The organism is Paenibacillus kribbensis (assembly GCF_001705305.1).
Taxonomy (GTDB): domain Bacteria; phylum Bacillota; class Bacilli; order Paenibacillales; family Paenibacillaceae; genus Paenibacillus; species Paenibacillus kribbensis_B.
In genome coordinates this window covers 58,238-78,321 of sequence record NZ_MCBP01000006.1, presented here as the reverse complement: position 1 = coordinate 78,321, position 20,084 = coordinate 58,238, and the positions used below count along the sequence as shown (strand labels likewise).

The window sequence follows — 20,084 nt, the reverse complement described above, 5'->3', positions numbered from 1 at the left end:
TGAATAAACCTAAAATATTTGGGTGATTTTATATATAAAACCAGGGTGGTTTGAAAGGATTTAATCTCCATGAGAAAACTCCGCATAATCAGAAAACTGTTCAAACCGACCGGAATCCAATTGAATGGAAGGCAGATTCAGCGGGAAAGGGTTGAGGCTCCACAGGCAAAGCAGCTTTATCCGGATTTGCGGCAAAATGAGCTCCGCCTTCGTTTGCTTTACGACAATTGTTCGGATGTAGTTTACCGTTCCTTCCTGGTCGGCGGAAGAACAAACGCCTTGTTAGTGTATATTGAAGGTTTGGCCGATTCCGAAGCGATCGAACGGCATGTTATTGCTCCTTTCATGCAGGAGGCAGCCGGTGACAACGATGATATCAGGCAGCTTATTGAACGGAAAGTATCGGCAATACAAGCGAGAGAATTCACGACGTTTGCCAAGTGCATCGAATATCTTTCGAACGGATATACGATCCTGCTGTCTGACAACTATACTTCCGGCTTTGGCTTCGGATTGACGAAATGGGAGAAACGCTCCGTCGAAGAGCCTTCGGCAGAAGTGGGGATTAGGGGGCCGCGTGAGGGATTTACCGAAACCTTGCGGACCAATACTTCCCAAATCCGGCGCATTATTAAAAGCCCGCTGCTTAAAATGGAAGCGACGAGAATCGGCGAATATACCCAAACGAATATTGTCCTGGCTTATATTGAAGGACTTGTGGACAAGACGCTGGTGGAGGAAATACGCAACCGGCTCATGCGTATACGGATCGACGGAATCCTGGAAAGCGGTTATATCGAGGAAATGATTGAGGACCATCCGTATTCTCCCTTTCCGCAATTGCTCAGCACGGAACGGCCTGATGTCGTCTCCGGTTGTTTGCTGGAAGGGAGGGTGGCGATTTTAACAGAAGGAACGCCGTTTGCCTTGGTCGCCCCGGTCACTTTTTTTTCGTTAATTCAGTCGCATGAAGATTATTATCAGCGGTCCCTGATCTCCACCGTCATTCGTTGGCTGCGCTATTTCTTTATAGCGACCTCTCTCCTGCTTCCATCAGTATATGTGGCGGTGCTTACTTTTCATCAAGAGATGGTGCCAGGCTCTTTGCTTGTCAGTATGGCAAGTTCCCGGGAGCAGGTGCCTTTTCCGGCGTTAATCGAAGCGTTGATGATGGAGGTCACCTTTGAAGCGTTGCGTGAAGCGGGCGTGCGGTTGCCCAAGCAGGTTGGCGCCGCTGTCAGCATAGTCGGAGCGCTGGTCATCGGTCAGGCGGCTGTACAGGCAGGACTTGTGTCCGCGCCCATGGTTATTGTGGTTGCGATTACGGGGATCTCTTCATTTATGGTTCCGCGTTACATCGCCGGCATTGCCATCAGGCTGCTGCGTTTTCCATTAATTTTTCTTGCCGGAAGCCTGGGGCTTGTCGGCGTGGTTATGGGGATCATCGCTATAGTTCTGCATATGTGCAGCTTGCGCTCATTTGGCGTCCCCTATCTGTCCGAAGTCAGCACTCCCAAGTTGAATGAATGGAGAGATGTTCTGGTCAGAGCTCCCTGGTGGAAATTGAACACACGCCCGCGCTTTACGGGAACGTATGACAAATATCGGCAGCCAGCCGGTCAAAAGCCTGATCCAGCCCGCGAGAACAGCGAGTAGCCGAAACAAACACCTGGCAAAGGAGAGTCGGATGGATGAAGACATGGATAAGGACATGGATAAAAACAGCGGTTTTCATCCCGCTGCTGCTTGTGCTGGGAGGCTGCTGGGATCGCACAGAGCTTAATGACTTGGCGCTGATTACAGCGCTCGCATTCGACAAGGTGGAGAATAATCAGGTTCGCGCGACCGTACAATTCGTCCTTCCGCAGAATCAGTCTGGAGGTGGAACGACAGGGGGCGGCGCTACGGGAGGCGGAGCGGCAAGAAGGACGTCCGTCCGATCGGAAACAGGTTTTGACATCACGGATGCTCTGTCCAAGCTGCAACGGGTAATCCCCAGGGAGATGTTTTGGGGGCAATGCAGAATCTATATATTTAGCGAATCCGTGGCCAGGGCGGGGATCCGTGAACATCTCGATTTCCTAATCCGTTTTCCTGAGACGAGAGAGCGGGCCTATATGTTCGTAAGTAAAGGAGAAGCGGCATCAGCGCTTGAGTTGTTTCCGCCAATCGAAAATTCCTCGGCCGAGGTGCTGCGGAAGCTGTCCGATTTGCGGATTGGGATACGGGTGACGATGCACCAGTTGAGCCTTATGTTAAGTGGAGATTCCCGGACGGCTATTCTACCGATGATCTATATCCTACCGAAACCCCAATCAGCCGGGCCGTTTCAAACTATTCCGTACCTGCTGGGGAGCGCTGTATTCAAAAATGACAAAATGGTGGGGCAAATTTCAGAAAGAGTCACAAGGGGTATCCTGTGGCTGAGGAATGAAGTCAAAGGATATACGGTTGTGTTTAAACCGGAGGGATCGGAAGGACTAATGTCTTTAAAACCGGTAAAGGCGAACGTCAAGCTGATTCCAAAGATTGAAGGCGAAACCTGGAAGATGACGGTCCGGGTTAGAACAGAAGGGGACATTATACAAAATGGCACTATAATGGATCCCATGAATCCGCATCTGCTCGCTGTTATAAGCAAGGGATTCAAGGATGATGTAAGAAAACGAATCGAGTCGGCGCTTTATGAGGTTCAACGGCGGCACAAGACGGACGTTTTTAATTTCGCCCAGACATTTCAACGAAAGTATCCCAAGCAATGGGAGAAGATGAAGGACCGATGGGATGAGCAGTTTTCCAAAGTTGAAGTCAACACGGAAATTGAAGCAAAGATTCTTAGACCTGGATTAATCAGCTCTCCAGAAGGAGTGCCCAAGGAAGAGGTAAAAAAGAAATGAGATGGTATTTTTTCTGCTTCATTACGATCTCCGTGCTGCTGATTACCCGTTTCGAGTGGCCGAAACTAAAAGCAAAGCCGGTAAAGGATAAAGCTGTATTCGTATCGCTGCTGCTCCTGGTTTGGATCCTATCCATGCTGGACCTGCCCAATACGCCCGGGCCAACTACAGTGCTTCTGTTCATTTTCAAGCCATTTCGGGGTCTAACGGAACCGTAACCGATCTTTATACGAAGGGACAGGACTAACTTAAGGCGGAGGTGAAGGAACATGTTGGAGAAGGGGAAAATATCAGCTTTTCAAATGGGACTCATGATGTATCCAACTGTGCTGGCTTCCGGTTTTCTTGTTTTGCCGACCATAACGGCCCAATTTGCCCAAAATGATCTTTGGCTTACGGGAATATTGGCCGCTCTGACAGGTTTGATTACCGTTTATACCGTGACCCAATTGCATGAGCTTTATCCAGGGCAGACGGTTGTCCAGTACAGCGAACAGATTCTCGGTAAAATTCCCGGAAAAGTCATCGGCCTCGCCTATATCACTTACAATCTGCATGCCACCGGGGGGATCACCCGGCAATATGCGGAATTTGTCACAGGCAATTTTTTGTATAAAACTCCCTTATTGATCATAATGGGATCCTTGATCTTGCTTAGCGCGATCGCCGTTCACGGCGGTGTGGAGACGCTGGCCAGGAGCACTGTCATTTTTTTACCAGTGTTTATTTTCCCTGTCTTTTTTCTGCTGCTGCTGCTTCCCGATTTGGATGTCAAAGCCATATTTCCGGTCCTGAATCATGGGGTAATCCCGGTCATCAAAGGGTCCTTCTCGATGATGGGTTGGATGAACGAATTATTCCTGATGACCTTTTTTTTGCCCTATGTGACGGATCCAGAGAAGGGGAGGAAATGGGGATACATATCGATGATCAGCATTGTTTTGTTTCTGACTTATTCCAGCCTGATCGCCTTATTTTTGCTGGGGCCGAACTTGGGGAGTAGAGTGTACCCGATTCTCATCGCTTTTCGTTATGTCAGCGTCGGTTCTTTCCTGGAAAATCTGGAATCATTGCTTCTGGCGATGTGGGTTATCGGAAATTTCCTGCAGGTTGGCATCTTTCTTTACGCTGCAACACTTTCTTTTGCACAATGTTTTCAGTTAGCGGACTACCGTCCGATTGTTTTTCCGCTCGCTCTGCTCAGTCTGATCATAGGCATTTGGGATGTACCCAATTTTCCGGTCTTCGGATTTTTGGTGAGATCGGCAGTTCCATTCCACATCCTATCGACTTATCTGCTTATTCCGCTATTATTGCTGGCCGTCGCCTCCTTGCGCAAACGAAAAACAAGCCGAAAAGAAGGCTGATGTTGCTGCTCATGTGTTGTTTGTGGAAGATTCTTTATTAAAAGCCAAAAATAGAATCATTATAATGATGCAGATTGTGCCAATCCATTGAAACATTCCAAGGGAATCTTTTAACCAAAAGACTGTTGTTAACACAGCCGCTAGTGGTTCTAAGCTTCCTAAAAGACTCGACTCTTTCGGCGATAGACTGTTTAAACTTTCTATATAAAACCAAAAAGAAAGCATAGTACCAAAAATGATAATGAAAATCAAATAAAAGTAGGTTTCTGGTGTTAAGTTCTTAAAATCCATTTGCCAAGGTGGGTGGATAAAACTTAATGCGACTCCCCCGATAATCATAGCCCAGCCAACAATGACCAAGGAATTGTATTGCTTCAGTAAAGGAACAGCATATAAAGTATAAAATGCAAGCGCAAGCCCAGATAAAATTCCCCAAACGATCGCAACTGGCGGCACAGATAATTGCGAGAATGAGCCGTTGGTTAATAAGAAAAAGCAGCCAACTAGAGCGAGCGAAACGGTGAACACATCTTTTCTTGTTAGAGTAGATTGTCTACTGATGAATAAGTAAACAATAATCATTACAGGTGCTAAATATTGTAATAACGTTGCTACAGCAGCATTACCATGTTTAATGGATGCCATATAGGTGTATTGAACCCCAAGCATACCGACTAATCCAAATATTATGAGGTGAAACGATGTCTTTTTATTTTTCCAGATCCCAAAAATCTGAGCACGGTCTTTTCCAACAAATTGAACTGACAGGAGTAATAAACCTGCAATGAGTAATCGAATCGTAACAAGCCAATTCACGTCAATGGCGTATTGTTGAAACAGCTTTTTGGCAACGGTGCCACCAATTCCCCAAAATATCGCTCCGGTTATAATGAGAAATATTCCTTTTCCTCTATTCATAATCAACTCTCCATCATAAAATATAAAAATAGTATATTATACTTCACATGATAAGTGAAAAATCGTTAAATAAATATCTAAATCGAATGGAAAAGTATAAATATATTGAGGTGGCAAGATGCAAATAAAGAATTTCATGATTGACCAGGATTTAAAAGAGCTAACTGAGCATCGTACCGTTGTGTTGCCGATTGCATGTTACGAAACAACGATTAGCCAAAATATAAATGGATATATACCACTTCATTGGCATGAGGAATTTCAATTTGTTTTGATCTTAAAAGGACAAGCCATCTTCCAAATACGAGAAGAAAAAATTACGATTCACGAAGGGGAGGGTTTGTTCATAAATAGCGGCTGTCTGCACATGGCGACAGACAAGAATGATTCGGGCTGCATCTATATTTGTTTAAATGTTTCTCCAAACTTTGTACTATCACAAGAACTTTATACAGCCTATGTATATCCCTATATCCAAGCAACTAATTTACCTTACATACACTTGAATACAAAGGAGCTTTGGGGCAAAAACATTCTAAGCGCTATTTTAAAAATCAATCAGCTGATTCAGCAAAATCCACCCTACTATGAAATGGACATTACCGTACAGCTAACGTTGATTTGGAGAAATTTGATTGTTAACGGCTTTCAACTGGAGTATGAACAAACAGAAATGTTGAAGAATCTTCGAATGAAGGAGATGCTGAACTGGATTCACCTGCATTATGCTGAGAAAATTCTTTTAGACGACATCGCACGAGCTGGGCAATTAAGTCGGTCCGAATGCTGCCGATATTTCAAACGAATTTTAAAGAAGACACCTTTACATTATGTATTGGATTATCGAATTCAAAAAAGCTTAATTTTGCTTCAACAAGCCGAATGCAATGTCACAGATGTTGCTTATCAAGTAGGATTTAATAGCACAAGCTACTTCATTAATCATTTCCGAAAGTCAATGAACATGACACCATTAGCATACAAAAAATATAAAAATAATGAATTCATTGAATGAGGAGACAAAACGATAATATCTTTATCTTAAAAAGCGACCGATTTGTAAGCACATTGGTACGAAAAGGAACGTTGACTATTGAGTTGCTCCATAGTTTATACTCCTCCTTAAAGTAAGATCACTAAGTAAAGGGGACTTGAAAACTGGAGAACAGACACTACGAACTTGTCGTTATTGGTGCAGGTGCTGGAGGGTTAAATGCTTCATTTAAAGCTGCGGAGTTGGAAAAGAAAGTGCTTCTTATAGAAAAATTCAAACCCGGTGGTGAATGTACGTGGGCAGGTTGTATTCCAAGTAAGGCTCTTATCCAAATTGCTGAAGAGATTTACACAGCAAAGAAGTATGGTCATGTGGAGATCAACTCGGGTGAGATTTTAAACGAAGTAAGGAGACTGACAGAAAAAGCTCATCAAGGAGAAGCTGTTGAAGCTTTAACCGGAGCCGGTATTGAATATATGAATGGAACTGCAGAATTCGTTGATACTCACACTATAATGGTGGAAGGCCAGGAAATTAAAGCGGACCATATCGTAATTAGTACAGGGTCTTCTGCATTTGTTCCAAACATTAATGGGCTGAAAGAGATAGATTATTTAACGAACGAAAACGTTTTTAAAATGAAGACTTTCCCAAAGATCTTATTGTTGTTGGAGCCGGAGCTATAATATACCATTTTAATCCATTAAAGATGCTATTCATCCATATCCTTCGTACAGTGAATTATTACTCAGCATGAGTAAGGATGCATCCCTGTCTTAAGTTTTCTATATCAATACTTAGTCCAATCAGGATATTCTGGTTGGGCTCTTTTTGTGTAAACGTCTCGTTCTGATTATTTGTTTAATTGATCACTGTATTATGTATACTAAATATTGTAGTTAAGTCGGATCGTTACGATGCTTTTACTGTAAGCGAGCAGATCTATAACAGAAAGAGGTCATAAAGCAATGACTGAAAAGTTTTTTAAAACGGGTGATATTGCCAAATTTCATAATGCAAGCTCTGATACAGTGCGTTATTATGACAAAGAAGGTCTTGTGAAACCTTCTATAGTAAAAAGAAATAAATATCGTTACTATACGTTAAATGAAACTTTGAATTTTGGAAATGTTACTATGCTGAGAGAATTAAATGTACCTATTTCTTCCATAAAACAAAGGTTGGGTTTTGGCGGTATTCATGAAATTCTCTCGCAAAATGACTCTCATATTCAGGACATGTCTGATGAAATTATGGTTTTGCAAAGGAAAATTAATTATTTAAATATGTTTAACGAAAGATTGAAAAGTTTTCATGAAAAGCCCAATGAGTTAGAGTATATCGAAGACGGATACTTGTATATCTGCAGAGGTATGAATTTTTCAATGAGTTTAAATGAAGTCATGATTAGAAGAAGCAATGTATTGCTCTAATATTGTAGGGAGCGCTTGCGAAAATGCTGAACGTATTGAGTTGCCCCGTGCTCTGCGCTATAACTACATTGGAAATCCATTTGAGGACTCCGATTATTCTCAAAGGATTGATAACCAAGTTAACGATTATTGCACCAAGCATCAAATCAAAATTGCAGAAACGAAATATGAAATTTTTTATATTTGTCTTATGGAAGAAGAACGTTATAAATATTACATTCACTTATTGTATCCCATTATAAAAAGCTGATCCCTCTAATGACTCTTATTCTGTCGGAGGACAGGGGATTTTGCTATTGTTCCTGTCCTTCCTTGCTGCTGATTTATGAAAACTACCACTAATGTCCGGCTCGTAGATGAACTCGTGAGCGTGCAGTATCAGGAGTACCGATCATACCCAAGCGTCCCCGCCTTTTTTGGCAGCTCCTTGTAATTAGTAATGCGATTGCGTCCATGACCCTTGGCGTAGTAAAGCGCTTCGTCTGCTTTTGCGATCAGTTCCTCTGGAACATTGTTGGCATCAGGATAGCAGGTTGCGACACCAATACTAACCGTGACCACACCTTTCATGTACGCTCCGTTATGAATGATTGCGGTATTTTCTATGGCTAATCTCAGATCTTCGGCAAGTTGCGCTGCTCGCTTGGCACTCGTATCAGGCAGGATAACCGTAAATTCTTCCCCTCCGTAACGGGCGATTGTAGCCGCTGGATGATTGATGGTCTTTATGGCGATGGCCGTTACTTTACGCAAGCATTCGTCTCCGGCCTGATGTCCGTATAGATCGTTGTAAGCTTTAAAATAATCTATATCAAAGAAAATGAGAGACAATCCTTTCTCATTCTGCTCTGCATTTTTCCATTCCTGTTTGAGCATTTCATCAAAAAAACGACGGTTTGCAATTTTGGTTAGTCCATCCAACAGGGAAAGCTGCTTCAATTGCTCTTCCATTTTCTTTCTTTCGGAAATATCCTTGGCAATCCCAATGACTCCAACCGTTTTCCCGTCCAGTAAAAGCGGTGACAATGTCAGCAATACCGTTATCCTGGCACCATCCTTCCGAATATATGACCATTCTCGTCCTTCGGATACATATTCTGCCGCGCCGTAAAAAAACACATTTAATCCATAAATGGGTTTACCTATTTTTTCGGATAGTTCTTTCCCATAAGCCTCGACTTCATTCGGGTCATGAAAGATCAGAAGAGATTCTTTGCCAATCAGCTCGTCGGCCCGGTAGCCAAGCATTTTTTCTGTACCCTTATTGGCATGCGTGATCTGTCCCTGCCAATCGATGGCTATGATAGCCGTACCTACTGCGGATTGAAAAATCGCTTCTTGAAGTGCATGTAGGGAACGGTATTTTCGCTCACTGTGCTCCAATTGTTTAGTTAGTCGATTCGTTGTAGAAAAGAAGGCAATTAACGATGCTGCGAAAAGTCCGCCCAAACCGACAAGTGCTAAATAGGAATAGGTATCTTTTGTAATCCCCCTTATAAGCGACATAATCGTAATGAGCGTCATACTCAGTAATACCGAAAGCAACCAGCGGTACCTATAGCGTTTGACAACCTGCATAATGATCCCACTGCCGATGGCAGCTAATGTAATCGATAATAATGGCGTCATGCTGGCAGGTGAAGGCGTAAAAGTCCCTACTAATGTTGCCCGGCCAAGCACAAAAAATAAGGCGGTCACTAAAGAAGCAGGCAGCCCCCCAAAATAAGCGGAACTGATGACAACGATATGGCGGAAATCGATAAAGGATGTTTCGTTTATTTGATAACTGAACAACAGAAGAAGAAGAGCACAGCAGCCGTGCATGATCCCTATAAGCAACTTAAATCGCAAGGTACGATGGTCTTCCATCAAGTAGCGCCGGAATAAATGGTTGAAGAGAAAAAGGAACGCTGTTAACAAGGCGAAATTCGCAATCATATATCTAAACATAGGCAGTCCTTCCATACATGTTTGTATATCGTGATGTTATTCTCTTCGTATATTGGAGGACAACATAACGAAAATCGTTCCGGCTGTTATTCTTCAGCATGCATGATATAAGTATAATGGGAAACAGGAGTAAAGGTAAGCGGAAATTCCCACGTATAGTGGTGCAGGCTACTCATCCTAATAGGGGTTAAATACTATGACAGAGCAGTGGAATGTTAGATATGATTTTAACCGTAGAGCAAGGCCGGATCAAATTAGGTAACCCCATCTTATATTAATATCGAAAAAAAGGGCTAACTCTTTAGACAAGAGCAGCCCTTTTTTTCGATATTACAATTACAATGTAGATACGTCGATCACGAAACGATAACGAACGTCACTCCGAAGAACTCGGTCATAAGCTTTGTCAACTTGATCCGCAGCAATGACTTCGATTTGCGGAACAATACCGTGTTCAGCAGAAAAATCAAGCATCTCTTGAGTTTCACGGATACCGCCAACGAGTGAGCCAGCAATACTGCGTCGACCCATTATTAAGGAAAAGACATTATATTGATCGGGCTTACTGGGTGCACCCACGTTTACCATTGTTCCGTCAATGCTTAGCGTTGATAAGTAGGCATCTACGTCAAGATTGGCAGATACAGTGTTCAATATAAGGTCGAAACGGCCCGCCAATTCAGTGAATGTCTCTGGATCACTTGTTGCAAAATAATGATCAGCACCAAAGCTCAAAGCCTCATCTTTTTTATTCAACGACCGACTCAGTACAGTGACCTCAGCACCCATAGCATGCGCATATTGGATCGCCATATGGCCTAAACCGCCCATTCCCAAAATAGCTACTTTTTTGCCAGGTCCGGCATTCCAGTGCTTCAAAGGAGAATAGGTGGTGATTCCTGCACAGAGCAGCGGACTTGCTACATCCAGCTCTAGGCTGTCCGGAATATGAACAACAAAACCTTCCGTTACAACAATCTTCTGACTGTATCCACCATAAGTTGGATTACCGTCGTAGTCTCTGGAATTATAGGTGGCGACAAAACCTTTTGTACAAAATTGCTCTTCGCCTCGCAGGCAGTATTCGCATTCTCTGCAGGAGTCTACATAGCAACCTACACCAACTCGGTCGCCAATAGAAAACTTAGTGACTTCAGAACCTACGGCTTCTACAACACCGGCAATTTCATGGCCAGGAACCATGGGGAAGATGCCGCCGCCCCATTCATCATGGGCACTATGAATGTCGGAATGGCAAATCCCGCTAAATTTAATATCGATTAAGACATCATATGGCTGCAATTCTCTACGCTTAATTGTGGTCTTTTCAAAATGTGCTTTTGCACTTGGTACACTCAGAACACGAGTCTGACACATATTTTTCTACCCCTTTGTATGAATTAAATGTATTCATTATCCACAGGTTCTAACCATTTCGTTTCTCCAGGCATAATTGCCAAGCTTCTTCTTGGTACCAGCCCTCACCACCAGTAACTAATAGAACTTGTCCAGCCTCATGAGAGTGCCAGTTATTACGAGCTTCCGGAGCGAAGGTTACGTTTCCGATAGGTGCTTTGATTTAGCTGTTCATCAGCCATCTTTCCATTCCTACTTTCTCTTAATTTGTATAAGTTTCTTTAGCGATGTTAAACGCCGACCAAGCTGCGATCGCGAGGGGAGAGTTCCTTCTCTCTTGACCAAACTTCACCGAATAAAATATCATCGCGATTTACGCCATCCTCCATTCGTTTTTTTGGTTTTGTCTGAAGTATAAACCTTAAAGTTCACTTTAAGACAAGAGAAAATTTTGAAACAAAAAACGCCATTACGCTTGAAGCTCTAATCCTTGCTTAAAGTTAACTTTAAGTGATAAGGTCAATACATAATGAAAATACGAGGTGAAGAAAATGAATATTGCAAAAGTGGCAGAACAGTTTGATTTAACGTCAGCAACACTCAGATATTATGAACAAGGTTGGTTTGATTCCACCGGTAAACCGTAAAGAAAGCGGGGTCCGTGACTACACTGAAGAGGATATCAAATGGATCGAATTTATAAAATGCATGCGAAGCGCCGGATTGACGATAGAGGCGTTGATTGAATATACATCTTTATTTATTGAAGGAGACCGTACCATAGAAGCTCGGAAAAAAATCCTGACTGACGAAAGAGAAAAGCTAGTAGAAAAACGGATGGAAATTGACGAAACCATAAAGAGATTGGATTGGAAAATTGAGGATTATGACGGGAGATTATTGGCTAGTGAGTCTAGCCTCAAAATATAGAGCTGTAACCGAATCATTATGATAAAGCATTTCAGGTCGTCCATTTCCTCTACAGACATACCGCATTTTTTTAAAATTTTCAGCTGATTATACGGATAAGGAATTAGTTCCTAATTTACAGCGTGATAAAAATAATAATTGTATTTTTAATGAGGAGTCTATTAATTGGCTTAAGTAAGAAGTGCCGTGGCCAGTGTAAACGACGATTTCACGGGCACTGACTGTGTTTCCCCAGTGTTCTTCCGTTTGTGGGATAGGATCTGTAACTTGGTACCACTGGTCGGCTGCGTCTGTCTATTAGGACTACGGCCCGCCAGATAGTAAGTGCAATATGGTATAATGCCCATGAACCGGAAAAATTATAGACAAGAAACGAAAGAGAGGAAAAGCGATGAGACTCATTGATTTGAGCGTTCCGATAAGCCCTAGCATCCGTGAGCCGATAGCAGCAAAGATTGAGTATTCGAGCCATAGCGAAGGCGCGATGCAAGCGTCAGCAATACTTGGTCTGAAACCTGACGACTTTCCGGAAGGCAAAGCATGGGCTACCGAAACCGTAACGCTTAACACGCATTCGGGAACGCATATCGACGCACCTTGGCACTACTGGCCAACATCGGAAGGTAAACCGGCTAGAACGATTGACGAACTGCCGCTAGAGTGGTTTTTTTCTGATGGCGTGCTTCTTGATTTTAGTTCTAAGCCGCCCGGTTATGAGATAACGTCTGAAGATCTGGTTGCGGAGCTGAGCCGCATTGGGTACAAGCTTAAGCCGCTCGATATTGTGCTTATCCGAAGTGATGCGGATAAGCGGCTGTATGATGAAAAGTATGCATTCCTTCATGCCGGTGTCTCGGCCGAAGCGACCATGTGGTTACTGGATCAAGGAATTAAGGTAGTCGGTACTGACGGATGGGGTTGGGATATCCCGCTCAATCTCCAGGCGGAAGCCTACAAGCAGCAACCAAGAGACGGCGTCCTTTGGGCAGCACACTATGTCGGCAAAGACCGGGAATATTGCCAGATCGAGAAGTTGGCCAATTTGGAGCTTCTGCCGAAGCCGTTTGGCTTCAAGGTTTGCTGTTTTCCGGTTAAAGTGGAAAGAGCGAGTGCTGGATGGGCTCGTCCCGTAGCAATCATAGAGGAATAAAACGGAGACAACGTTCCAGCAGCAATATCCAATATTAGATACACCACTAAACTCAGCTGCTTGGACCTCCAGAAAAATTAACTTTCAAGTAAATATTCCTCAAATAGAAGGGCTATTGTTAAAATACTGGCTATTGTTAAAATACTATAGTAACCAACAAAAACAGCTCCTGCAGGCGATGCAGAGCTGTTTTTGTTGTGCTATGCTAGGCGATTAATCAGGTAGTAAAAGTCCACTCGGGGCTGACAGCGGCTATCTACTTATCCAGAGCAAATCTGAATCCGCTTGTGATCGAAGCTTTGGAGTCGGGCGTGCTGCAAGCGGAAAGCTTCATCATTTGCATTTAAAATGCCGATATAATATGGAGTTTGGAGAACTATTTTTTACATAAATTTTACCTAAAGGAAGTGGAAAGAGATGTTGCAAAAGAAATGGCTTATCACCCCGCTGGTTGCGGGGGCACTGTTTTTCAGTCCATCCGCATTCGCGGCAAATACGTTTCCCGATGTGGACGGGACAAAATATGAATGGGCTTCCGAATCAATTCGTTCGATGGTCGACAAGGGCGTTGTCAACGGCTATGCGGATGGGACCTTCAAGCCAGGCAAAACCATCACGAAAGCGGAATTTGTACATATGTTCCACAAGCTTTTTCCAGAAATCAATCATTCATCCGGCAACTCTTCAGAATTTGTGGATGCGCGTAAACACTGGGCGAATAAAGATTTTGCAGCAATATTCAACGGAGATTATGTTTGGCCGTATGCTGAAAGTGTAGGAGGCAAATATCCAAACTATCAATTCTATGTCAAGCCCGATAAACCGTTGACTCGCTGGGATATGATGATGATTGCTTCTGTTCGGACGGATTATACCAATCAAACTCTTCATCCCGAGATTGAGGAAGTGATTTCCGCAGCTGCGCAGTACAAGGATATGAAAGTTCGTGAGGCAAATTACAATGACAATTTCTCGGCCTACTATCCGGTACTGTACATCAACAAGAGCGGAGAAGAGTACTCCTATGATGGCGATTCCCAGGATCAAAAGGCAGAAGCATTCTACACCCTAACCAAGATGGGCGTTCTTACCGCTGATGAAGGATTCCTTCGCCCAAAAGCGCAAGTCACACGGGCTGAAGCTGTTACCCTTTTACAGCGTTTGTACAAAGCCACAACCAAGTGATTTTTAATGAAATTTCACGCTAGCAAGATGAACAGCAGCCGTTTCTCGGTATTCGACCGGGGAACGGTTGTTTTGAAATCTATTATAAATTTTTACTCTTTACCCCAACCGTAATCTGAGTAACATAGTCACTCTCATCTTTTGCACCAACTTCATCGATAAGATATTCTTCATAAGCAAATTCCTGAATAAGAAAATTTTCCTTTTCAATATACTGAATTAGTCTCTCATAGGTTCTGCCGATCTTTTCATAGCTTCCATGATGATATGCAACCGCGTATAACCCCTTTGGTTTTATGAAATTTGAAAAATGTGTGTTATCTCTATTGTTTATTTTTACAAAAAGATACGATTTTGAGGCATATTTCCCCGCTAAAATAGCATCTTTATCCAACATAGCCCCAACAAAAGATGCTCCAACGGATTGTGTGCTATGTTCAAATTTTTTGAAATTCATCATCCATTCAGCGTAATCCTTTATATTGTTTTCTTTCAATGAAGTGCTTCGAATTATTTTCTCTTCTTCATGTTCCTCCACTTTAATTTCTTTACTTGTAGAGTTTAATCCTCTGTGCGTATACACAATGGTTTCTTCCAATAAGTGCTTAATTTTAATCATCTTTTCGATTTCTTTATTCACTTCTGATATCTTGTGCTTCGACAAATCCAATATTCGTTCTGGAGTTCTCTCATCAAGATACGTCTTGATTTCTTTTAAAGGGACATTTAATTCCTTTAAAACAGTAATAATGGAGAATAAATCAAATTGATGATAAGAATAATAACGATACCCGTTTTCATCTATAAAAGCAGGCTGGAATAGCCCAATGTCATCATAATGAAATAAAGTTCTCTTATTTACCTTACATATTTTAGCGAATTGTCCTGTTGTAAAATACGTCTCTGAATTTTTCCTCATCATTTCATCCCCACTTGACTATCTGGTTACGGTATACCTTATTGTATGAATAGTAATGGGCCAAAGCAAGGGAGAGAAGACCTTTTTGTGCTGGCCACTGCTGTGATCCACCTGCTTAACTTTATTGCAGTAGAAATTAGGAATCATAAATTATGTATAGGAAAAGGTAGATATGATGACAGTCTCTATTAGAGAAGTGACTAAGGAAAATGTGAAAGAAATATTGTCCTTGCGTGTAAGTGATCATCAAAAATCATATATTGAAGCTTCTCAACAAAGTTTGGAAGATGCTAAAGATTGCACTTTCTACCGACCAGCAGGACTTTATTGGGAGAATGTTTTGGTCGGGTTTGCCATGTATGGATTCTTTCCTGGAGAAGGTCATAGCGGCCGAGTATGGTTGGATCGATTCATGATTGACGAGAATTTCCAAGGACAGGGGCTTGGGAACATGATGCTTACAGCGCTTATCAAGCATCTTGTTAATTTATACCATTGTAAAGAGATCTATCTAAGCCTTTATGAGGAGAATCACAGAGCCTTGTATTTATACCAAAAGTTTGGTTTTCGTTTTAATGGAGAGCTGGATATAAACGGAGAAAAGGTAATGGTCAAAGAGTTATAACTAACTAAAATTATTAGTTTATTGTTTAGATACGTGGAGGAAAATAGCACATGAGAAGTTTATCATCCTATACCAGGTCGGCTATTCTTTTTGAATGGCATGACAATCCTCATCCATGCAATCTATGATTTGATAGCAAATCTTCGCCATTTCCTCGACCGTCTGCTGCATACCATCTCGAATCCAACTCGCTGCTACACTGTAAATGGCACCACTCCAAAAATAAGATTTGTAATTTTCCTGGATACTATTTTTGGATACAGAACTCTGCATTATTCTGTGGATTTCGTTTAGTATTGCATCTCCGAAATTCGCCATTAGAAGTATTTTCAGACTATCGGCATGTTGTTTTAGCATGTGGAATAAGGAGTACCAGTATTCATATGTGTTACTTATTGGAAAACGCAGATTCATGGCAACTATGACTTTATCCACGATTTCCTTCATTACGCTTCGCAATATATCCTCTTTAGAGTCGTAGTTGCGGTAGTAGGCAGTTCGAGACACACCAGCACGTTTTACAATATCTGTAATAGATATATCATGGAAGCATTTGTCCTTCATTAATAAAATCATGGCTGATTCAATACACGTTTTAGTGATGCGGTTGGATTCTGCGTTAGACAAGCGTAGGATCTCTAATCGCTGCATTTCTGTCATTTTGTTTTCAGACATTACAATTCCTCCTGTTTTGTTTAGTCCGTATCCTATCCGATTGACGCTTGAAATCACCGACGTTACAATTGTAACGGAAACACATGTGTATTCTATTTTTTCTTAAGATAAATGTCAAATAGAAAAGAAGCTCTACGTAGCAGGCACCGGTGCCACAGATTAATTCAGGAGGTAGTATTTTTATGAAAGCACTTGTTTTAAAAGAACAGGGGAAGATAGAAAGCCTTACGGTTGTGGAGGATAGAGATAAACCCATGCCGAAAGAAAATGAAATTAGGGTAAAGGTTTTTGCATCTGGTTTAAATCCTTCAGATTATCAGGTTGCAGCTTATACCGGCCTGGCAAGTGAAAAGCAGAGAGTGCTCGGATTAGATGTTGCCGGGATTGTGGATGCGGTTGGAAGCGAGGTCAACAACTTTAAGGTTGGTGATCGTGTGTACTATCTCCGCAGCATAACAAATTTGGATGGAGGATTTGCGGAGTATGCCTGTACGACAGCTCATACAGCAAGCAAGCTGCCTGAGGCCATTCCCTTCGAGGTAGCTGCCGTAGCTCCCGGGGCAGGCTTTACAGCATATCAGGCAATAATTCAAAAACTCAGACCGAAAGCAGGAAATACGATACTGATACACGGAGGAGCAGGTGGTGTAGGGGGATATGCTGTTCAGTTGGCTAAATTATGCGGCTTAACGGTATATACGACTTGCCAAGGAAGAGACATAGAATATGTAAAAAGTCTTGGTGCAGATGAGGCAATTGATTTTACAAAAGAAGATGTGTATGCAGTGATTGCCAAGTTGACAAACGAAAGAGGTGTTGACTACGTACTGAATACCATTAGCTCGGCAAGTGCTACTAGAGATATTGATGTACTTGCCTTTGGTGGTGAAATTGTCGTCACAGCTGGTTTTCCTGAATTTAGTCGACTTCGATTTTATGAAAAGGGCATGTCTCTGCATGAAATTGCTCTTGGAGGTGCTCACACAGAAGGGGATTACAAAGCACAAACCAATTTAGCTGAAATTGGAGATGAATTCGCTCGATTATTAGTTGAAAAGAAAATTGCACCTCCAGCATTGACGGTCATTTCTATGGAAGAAATTCCTGAGTATTTAGTTAAACTAAAAGAAGGAAAAATAACAGGGAAAGTTGTTGCAAAAATCAATTCGATGGAGTGAACTAGCGACTAGAGCAGGGTCAGCTTGGTTGATTGACTGGCGGTGTTACGATTAGTAGGTCTTTAATCATGGTGGATTCCTCAAATACACTTCCCGGTGGTTATTTATAGTTCTAAAAAGAGTATTGGCCTAGGGCTAATGCTCCTTTTTTTAAAAACATTTATCCAAATACAAGATTCTATCTAACCAGCAGCAATAATACAACCTGGAGCGAGTTCCCGGCAGCCGTGTAATTTGGAACGAGAAACCATTCTCCGTCCAGGTTGAATGGATTCAGAAAAGAGTTGGAGCATTACGGATTCGCAAGTACTTTTGTATGAAAGCTATACAAGCAGAGCATATAGACTGAATAACAAAACCTGCGGTCGCTATAAACATGTACGTTTAAGGCGTCCGCAGATTAGCAGCAAGTCTGTGTTCCATATGGCTTAGGGCTGATGCTAGAATTTACTCATGAAGCCTTCAGAGATAATTCTCGACTATAACAGCAATAATTTATTCTTACTCATATATAGGGTTAACATTATTTCTGCACATTTGGGCAATGCTCTCTTACTTCACTGCCGTATGTGCTTCTACAGGCACAATAAATTTGGTTTCATGCAGCTTCTCATGTGAGTCATAGGCACCGACGTTGAATTCAACCTTATCGGTCTTTTTGTCATAAAAAGCGTAAACCCATTCTGCGCCCTGTACGCTTTGGCCCGGATTTACAACCCCGATGCGATCCATACCAGGCACGAATAGGGTATAATGCGAGCCGTCTGCACTATTATTTTCCGGATCGTGTGCATCTGTCATCCAAAAATGGGCCTTGGAGAACGCGAGTGGCTCGCCTCCAGCTGGACGGATGTTTTTGTAGCTGTAGTTCACGATTAGCACCTGCTTGGCCGGTCGGTTACCATCTATAGTGTTGCCCTCGAGTGTGGTCTCGCGAACCGAATTTACAGTAAATTCCCATTCGTTGTTTACTTTCCAGGTTTCTCCGGCACGATATTCATTCGCATGTTTTGCTAACGTAGCAGAACCAGCATGCGAGGCCACGATAGAAGCGCTGACAGGAGAGGTTCCCAGTACAGTCGCCAGACTTCCGATAAGCAGGCAAGCAGATAGTACACCTGCGCCTGTTGTTTTTTTCATTTTCATAATGGATTCAATCCTTTCTTCAATCGCTAATTTGCTAAAATAATTGTTCATGGATGGCAGTGCCAGCTTTTGCTCTTCCATATGGATCAGGGTGCGCGCATAATCGGAGCGCCGCTGATAGCCAAGCCGTCGTATTACCGCCTCATCACAGTACAACTCTATATCCCGGTTAACCAGCACATACATCAGCCATACAAACGGGTTGTACCAGTGTAGACAGAATGCCAGCAGCAGTAGCATTTTCGTGGCGCTGTCGAAGCGGCGGATATGCACGTATTCATGAGTCAGAACATATTCCAGTCGCTTGTGATCGCTCCAATCTATTGTTACGGGTATTAGAATAACAGGCTTAATAATCCCGTATGTAAGTGGAGAAGCAATTTGCTCAGTCTGTCTGATCTGAATGCTCCGCAGCAGACGATGGCGGGATAGCCAGTGATCTACAAATTCATGCTTGACCGGACGGGCAGAGCGGAAACGGCGATACCACCTGATATACGCTACGCTGAAAAACACTGCGAGCCCGATTGCACCTATCAGCCAGACGAGCAGCCATGCCGACGCGTCAGGTGCTGATTGCGGAAAAGTGGAAGGCAGTACGGACAGTACGCCCCATGATTGCTGGGGGGGCGTTGAATCCGATAAAGCCGCTGTCCAGGCAGCCACCGGAGAAGTAGGGACTGCTGTAGCTGCCATAATTGTTGGACCACTCAGCTTATTTGCCGCTGTATTCAACAACGAATACAAATTCCATTCCGAAGGCAGGGAAAAAGGAATACAGAGTCGCAGCCAGACGATAGCCCACAGCCATAAAAAAGCAGAGCGGGGGAGCGTGTTTTTGTTCAGTGTCCTTACACCGACCACAATAACGATCATCAGAGCTGCGGAAATATCCATTTGCAGCCAGTTCATCATAAGCACCTCATTCATCCAACTCGTCTACCATTTTTTTCAGCCGGTCAATCTGCTCATTGGACAGTTCCTTTTTGCCGAGCAGTGAAGCGAATAGCTTGTTGGTGGAGCCATCGAAAATTTTGTTCACCAGTTCCATTGTGCTTTTTCTCTGCACTTCCTCTTGAGACACCAGCGCATGGCAAATGAAGTTCGGTTCGGAGCGTTGAATCGCTCCTTTTTTGATGCAGCGCTTGATAAGCGTATATGTCGTATTTACATTCCAGCCGTAGTTGTCGGACAAAATACCGGCGATATGCTTGGCTGTTGTATCGCCTTCCTGCCAGAGGACAGACATGACCTTCAACTCGGAATCGCCCAGATTCAGCTTATCCATAACACTCTCCTTCCATAAGACAATTGTAGTTTATATTTATGATAATACAACTGTCTTATAGAAAAATCAATGT

At 42.8% G+C, this 20,084-nt stretch carries 18 protein-coding genes and 2 pseudogenes; 12 read left to right on the top strand and 8 right to left on the bottom strand.

The features are described 5' to 3' along the window. The first annotated feature begins 69 nt into the window (after positions 1–69). From BAZ21_RS13230 to BAZ21_RS13215, 4 genes are read left to right on the top strand one after another with little or no spacing between them, the layout of a single operon-like run. A complete protein-coding gene (locus BAZ21_RS13230; protein ID WP_084011627.1) occupies positions 70–1,656 on the top strand; it encodes a spore germination protein in 1,587 nt (528 codons plus the stop codon). Positions 1,657–1,691: 35 nt separating this feature from the next. Beyond that, positions 1,692–2,897 (top strand): Ger(x)C family spore germination protein, encoded by a 1,206-nt coding sequence (locus BAZ21_RS13225; protein ID WP_068501171.1) that lies wholly within the window; start codon positions 1,692–1,694, stop codon positions 2,895–2,897. After that, a complete protein-coding gene (locus BAZ21_RS13220; RefSeq protein WP_068501168.1) occupies positions 2,894–3,115 on the top strand; it encodes a hypothetical protein in 222 nt (73 codons plus the stop codon). The genes BAZ21_RS13225 and BAZ21_RS13220 overlap by 4 nt, the downstream gene beginning before the upstream one ends. A gap of 51 nt (positions 3,116–3,166) precedes the next feature. After that, on the top strand, positions 3,167–4,264 hold the full coding sequence (locus tag BAZ21_RS13215) for a GerAB/ArcD/ProY family transporter (RefSeq protein ID WP_084011625.1): 1,098 nt from the start codon (positions 3,167–3,169) through the stop codon (positions 4,262–4,264). 9 nt (positions 4,265–4,273) lie between these two features. Here the strand turns inward: BAZ21_RS13215 and BAZ21_RS13210 are convergent, their stop codons facing one another. Further along, entirely contained in the window at positions 4,274–5,182 is a 909-nt protein-coding gene (locus BAZ21_RS13210; RefSeq protein ID WP_068501165.1) for an EamA family transporter, read from the bottom strand. A 118-nt stretch (positions 5,183–5,300) separates the two neighbouring features. Between BAZ21_RS13210 and BAZ21_RS13205 the strand changes: the two genes are divergently transcribed. From BAZ21_RS13205 to BAZ21_RS13195, 3 genes are all read left to right on the top strand, one after another. After that, on the top strand, positions 5,301–6,197 hold the full coding sequence (locus BAZ21_RS13205) for an AraC family transcriptional regulator (protein WP_068501162.1): 897 nt from the start codon (positions 5,301–5,303) through the stop codon (positions 6,195–6,197). 143 nt (positions 6,198–6,340) lie between these two features. Beyond that, the gene (locus BAZ21_RS13200; protein WP_084011623.1) at positions 6,341–6,862 is read left to right on the top strand and encodes an FAD-dependent oxidoreductase; all 522 of its coding nucleotides are present in this window, start codon (positions 6,341–6,343) and stop codon (positions 6,860–6,862) included. A 282-nt stretch (positions 6,863–7,144) separates the two neighbouring features. Beyond that, positions 7,145–7,609: a MerR family DNA-binding transcriptional regulator gene (locus tag BAZ21_RS13195; RefSeq protein ID WP_068501158.1), complete on the top strand. Its 465-nt coding sequence runs from the start codon at positions 7,145–7,147 to the stop codon at positions 7,607–7,609. Positions 7,610–7,987: 378 nt separating this feature from the next. Here BAZ21_RS13195 and BAZ21_RS13185 read toward each other — a convergent pair whose 3' ends face one another. The 3 genes and pseudogenes from BAZ21_RS13185 to BAZ21_RS29635 form a co-directional block, all read right to left on the bottom strand. Beyond that, positions 7,988–9,559 (bottom strand): sensor domain-containing diguanylate cyclase, encoded by a 1,572-nt coding sequence (locus BAZ21_RS13185; protein WP_068501153.1) that lies wholly within the window; start codon positions 9,557–9,559, stop codon positions 7,988–7,990. Between the two features lie 336 nt (positions 9,560–9,895). Then, on the bottom strand, positions 9,896–10,936 hold the full coding sequence (locus tag BAZ21_RS13180; RefSeq protein WP_068501150.1) for an NAD(P)-dependent alcohol dehydrogenase: 1,041 nt from the start codon (positions 10,934–10,936) through the stop codon (positions 9,896–9,898). Positions 10,937–11,021: 85 nt separating this feature from the next. Then, positions 11,022–11,129: pseudogene (locus tag BAZ21_RS29635) on the bottom strand (cupin domain-containing protein); the annotation flags it as partial. A gap of 337 nt (positions 11,130–11,466) precedes the next feature. On the opposite strand from BAZ21_RS29635, the pseudogene BAZ21_RS13175 reads away from it, so the two are divergent. The 3 genes and pseudogenes from BAZ21_RS13175 to BAZ21_RS13165 all read left to right on the top strand — a co-directional run bounded on the left by BAZ21_RS13175 (position 11,467) and on the right by BAZ21_RS13165 (position 14,180). Continuing rightward, positions 11,467–11,845: pseudogene (locus BAZ21_RS13175) on the top strand (MerR family transcriptional regulator). Between the two features lie 391 nt (positions 11,846–12,236). After that, positions 12,237–12,995: a cyclase family protein gene (locus tag BAZ21_RS13170; protein ID WP_068501146.1), complete on the top strand. Its 759-nt coding sequence runs from the start codon at positions 12,237–12,239 to the stop codon at positions 12,993–12,995. Between the two features lie 417 nt (positions 12,996–13,412). Continuing rightward, on the top strand, positions 13,413–14,180 hold the full coding sequence (locus tag BAZ21_RS13165; RefSeq protein WP_068501143.1) for an S-layer homology domain-containing protein: 768 nt from the start codon (positions 13,413–13,415) through the stop codon (positions 14,178–14,180). 82 nt (positions 14,181–14,262) lie between these two features. Here the strand turns inward: BAZ21_RS13165 and BAZ21_RS13160 are convergent, their stop codons facing one another. Then, positions 14,263–15,099: a MerR family transcriptional regulator gene (locus BAZ21_RS13160; protein ID WP_068501141.1), complete on the bottom strand. Its 837-nt coding sequence runs from the start codon at positions 15,097–15,099 to the stop codon at positions 14,263–14,265. Between the two features lie 175 nt (positions 15,100–15,274). On the opposite strand from BAZ21_RS13160, the gene BAZ21_RS13155 reads away from it, so the two are divergent. Next, the gene (locus BAZ21_RS13155) at positions 15,275–15,724 is read left to right on the top strand and encodes a GNAT family N-acetyltransferase (RefSeq protein WP_068501644.1); all 450 of its coding nucleotides are present in this window, start codon (positions 15,275–15,277) and stop codon (positions 15,722–15,724) included. An 81-nt stretch (positions 15,725–15,805) separates the two neighbouring features. Here BAZ21_RS13155 and BAZ21_RS13150 read toward each other — a convergent pair whose 3' ends face one another. Further along, positions 15,806–16,399, bottom strand: coding sequence for a TetR/AcrR family transcriptional regulator (locus BAZ21_RS13150; protein WP_068501136.1), 594 nt, complete (start codon positions 16,397–16,399; stop codon positions 15,806–15,808). A gap of 182 nt (positions 16,400–16,581) precedes the next feature. On the opposite strand from BAZ21_RS13150, the gene BAZ21_RS13145 reads away from it, so the two are divergent. Beyond that, positions 16,582–17,577, top strand: a complete 996-nt coding sequence (locus BAZ21_RS13145; protein ID WP_068501134.1) for a zinc-binding dehydrogenase — start codon at positions 16,582–16,584, stop codon at positions 17,575–17,577. 552 nt (positions 17,578–18,129) lie between these two features. Here the strand turns inward: BAZ21_RS13145 and BAZ21_RS13140 are convergent. Both BAZ21_RS13140 and BAZ21_RS13135 read right to left on the bottom strand, forming a co-directional pair. After that, complete coding sequence (locus BAZ21_RS13140) at positions 18,130–19,653, bottom strand: M56 family metallopeptidase (protein ID WP_068501132.1); 1,524 nt, start codon at positions 19,651–19,653, stop codon at positions 18,130–18,132. Then, the gene (locus tag BAZ21_RS13135) at positions 19,646–20,011 is read right to left on the bottom strand and encodes a BlaI/MecI/CopY family transcriptional regulator (protein WP_068501130.1); all 366 of its coding nucleotides are present in this window, start codon (positions 20,009–20,011) and stop codon (positions 19,646–19,648) included. The genes BAZ21_RS13140 and BAZ21_RS13135 overlap by 8 nt, the downstream gene beginning before the upstream one ends. Between the last annotated feature and the right edge of the window lie 73 nt (positions 20,012–20,084).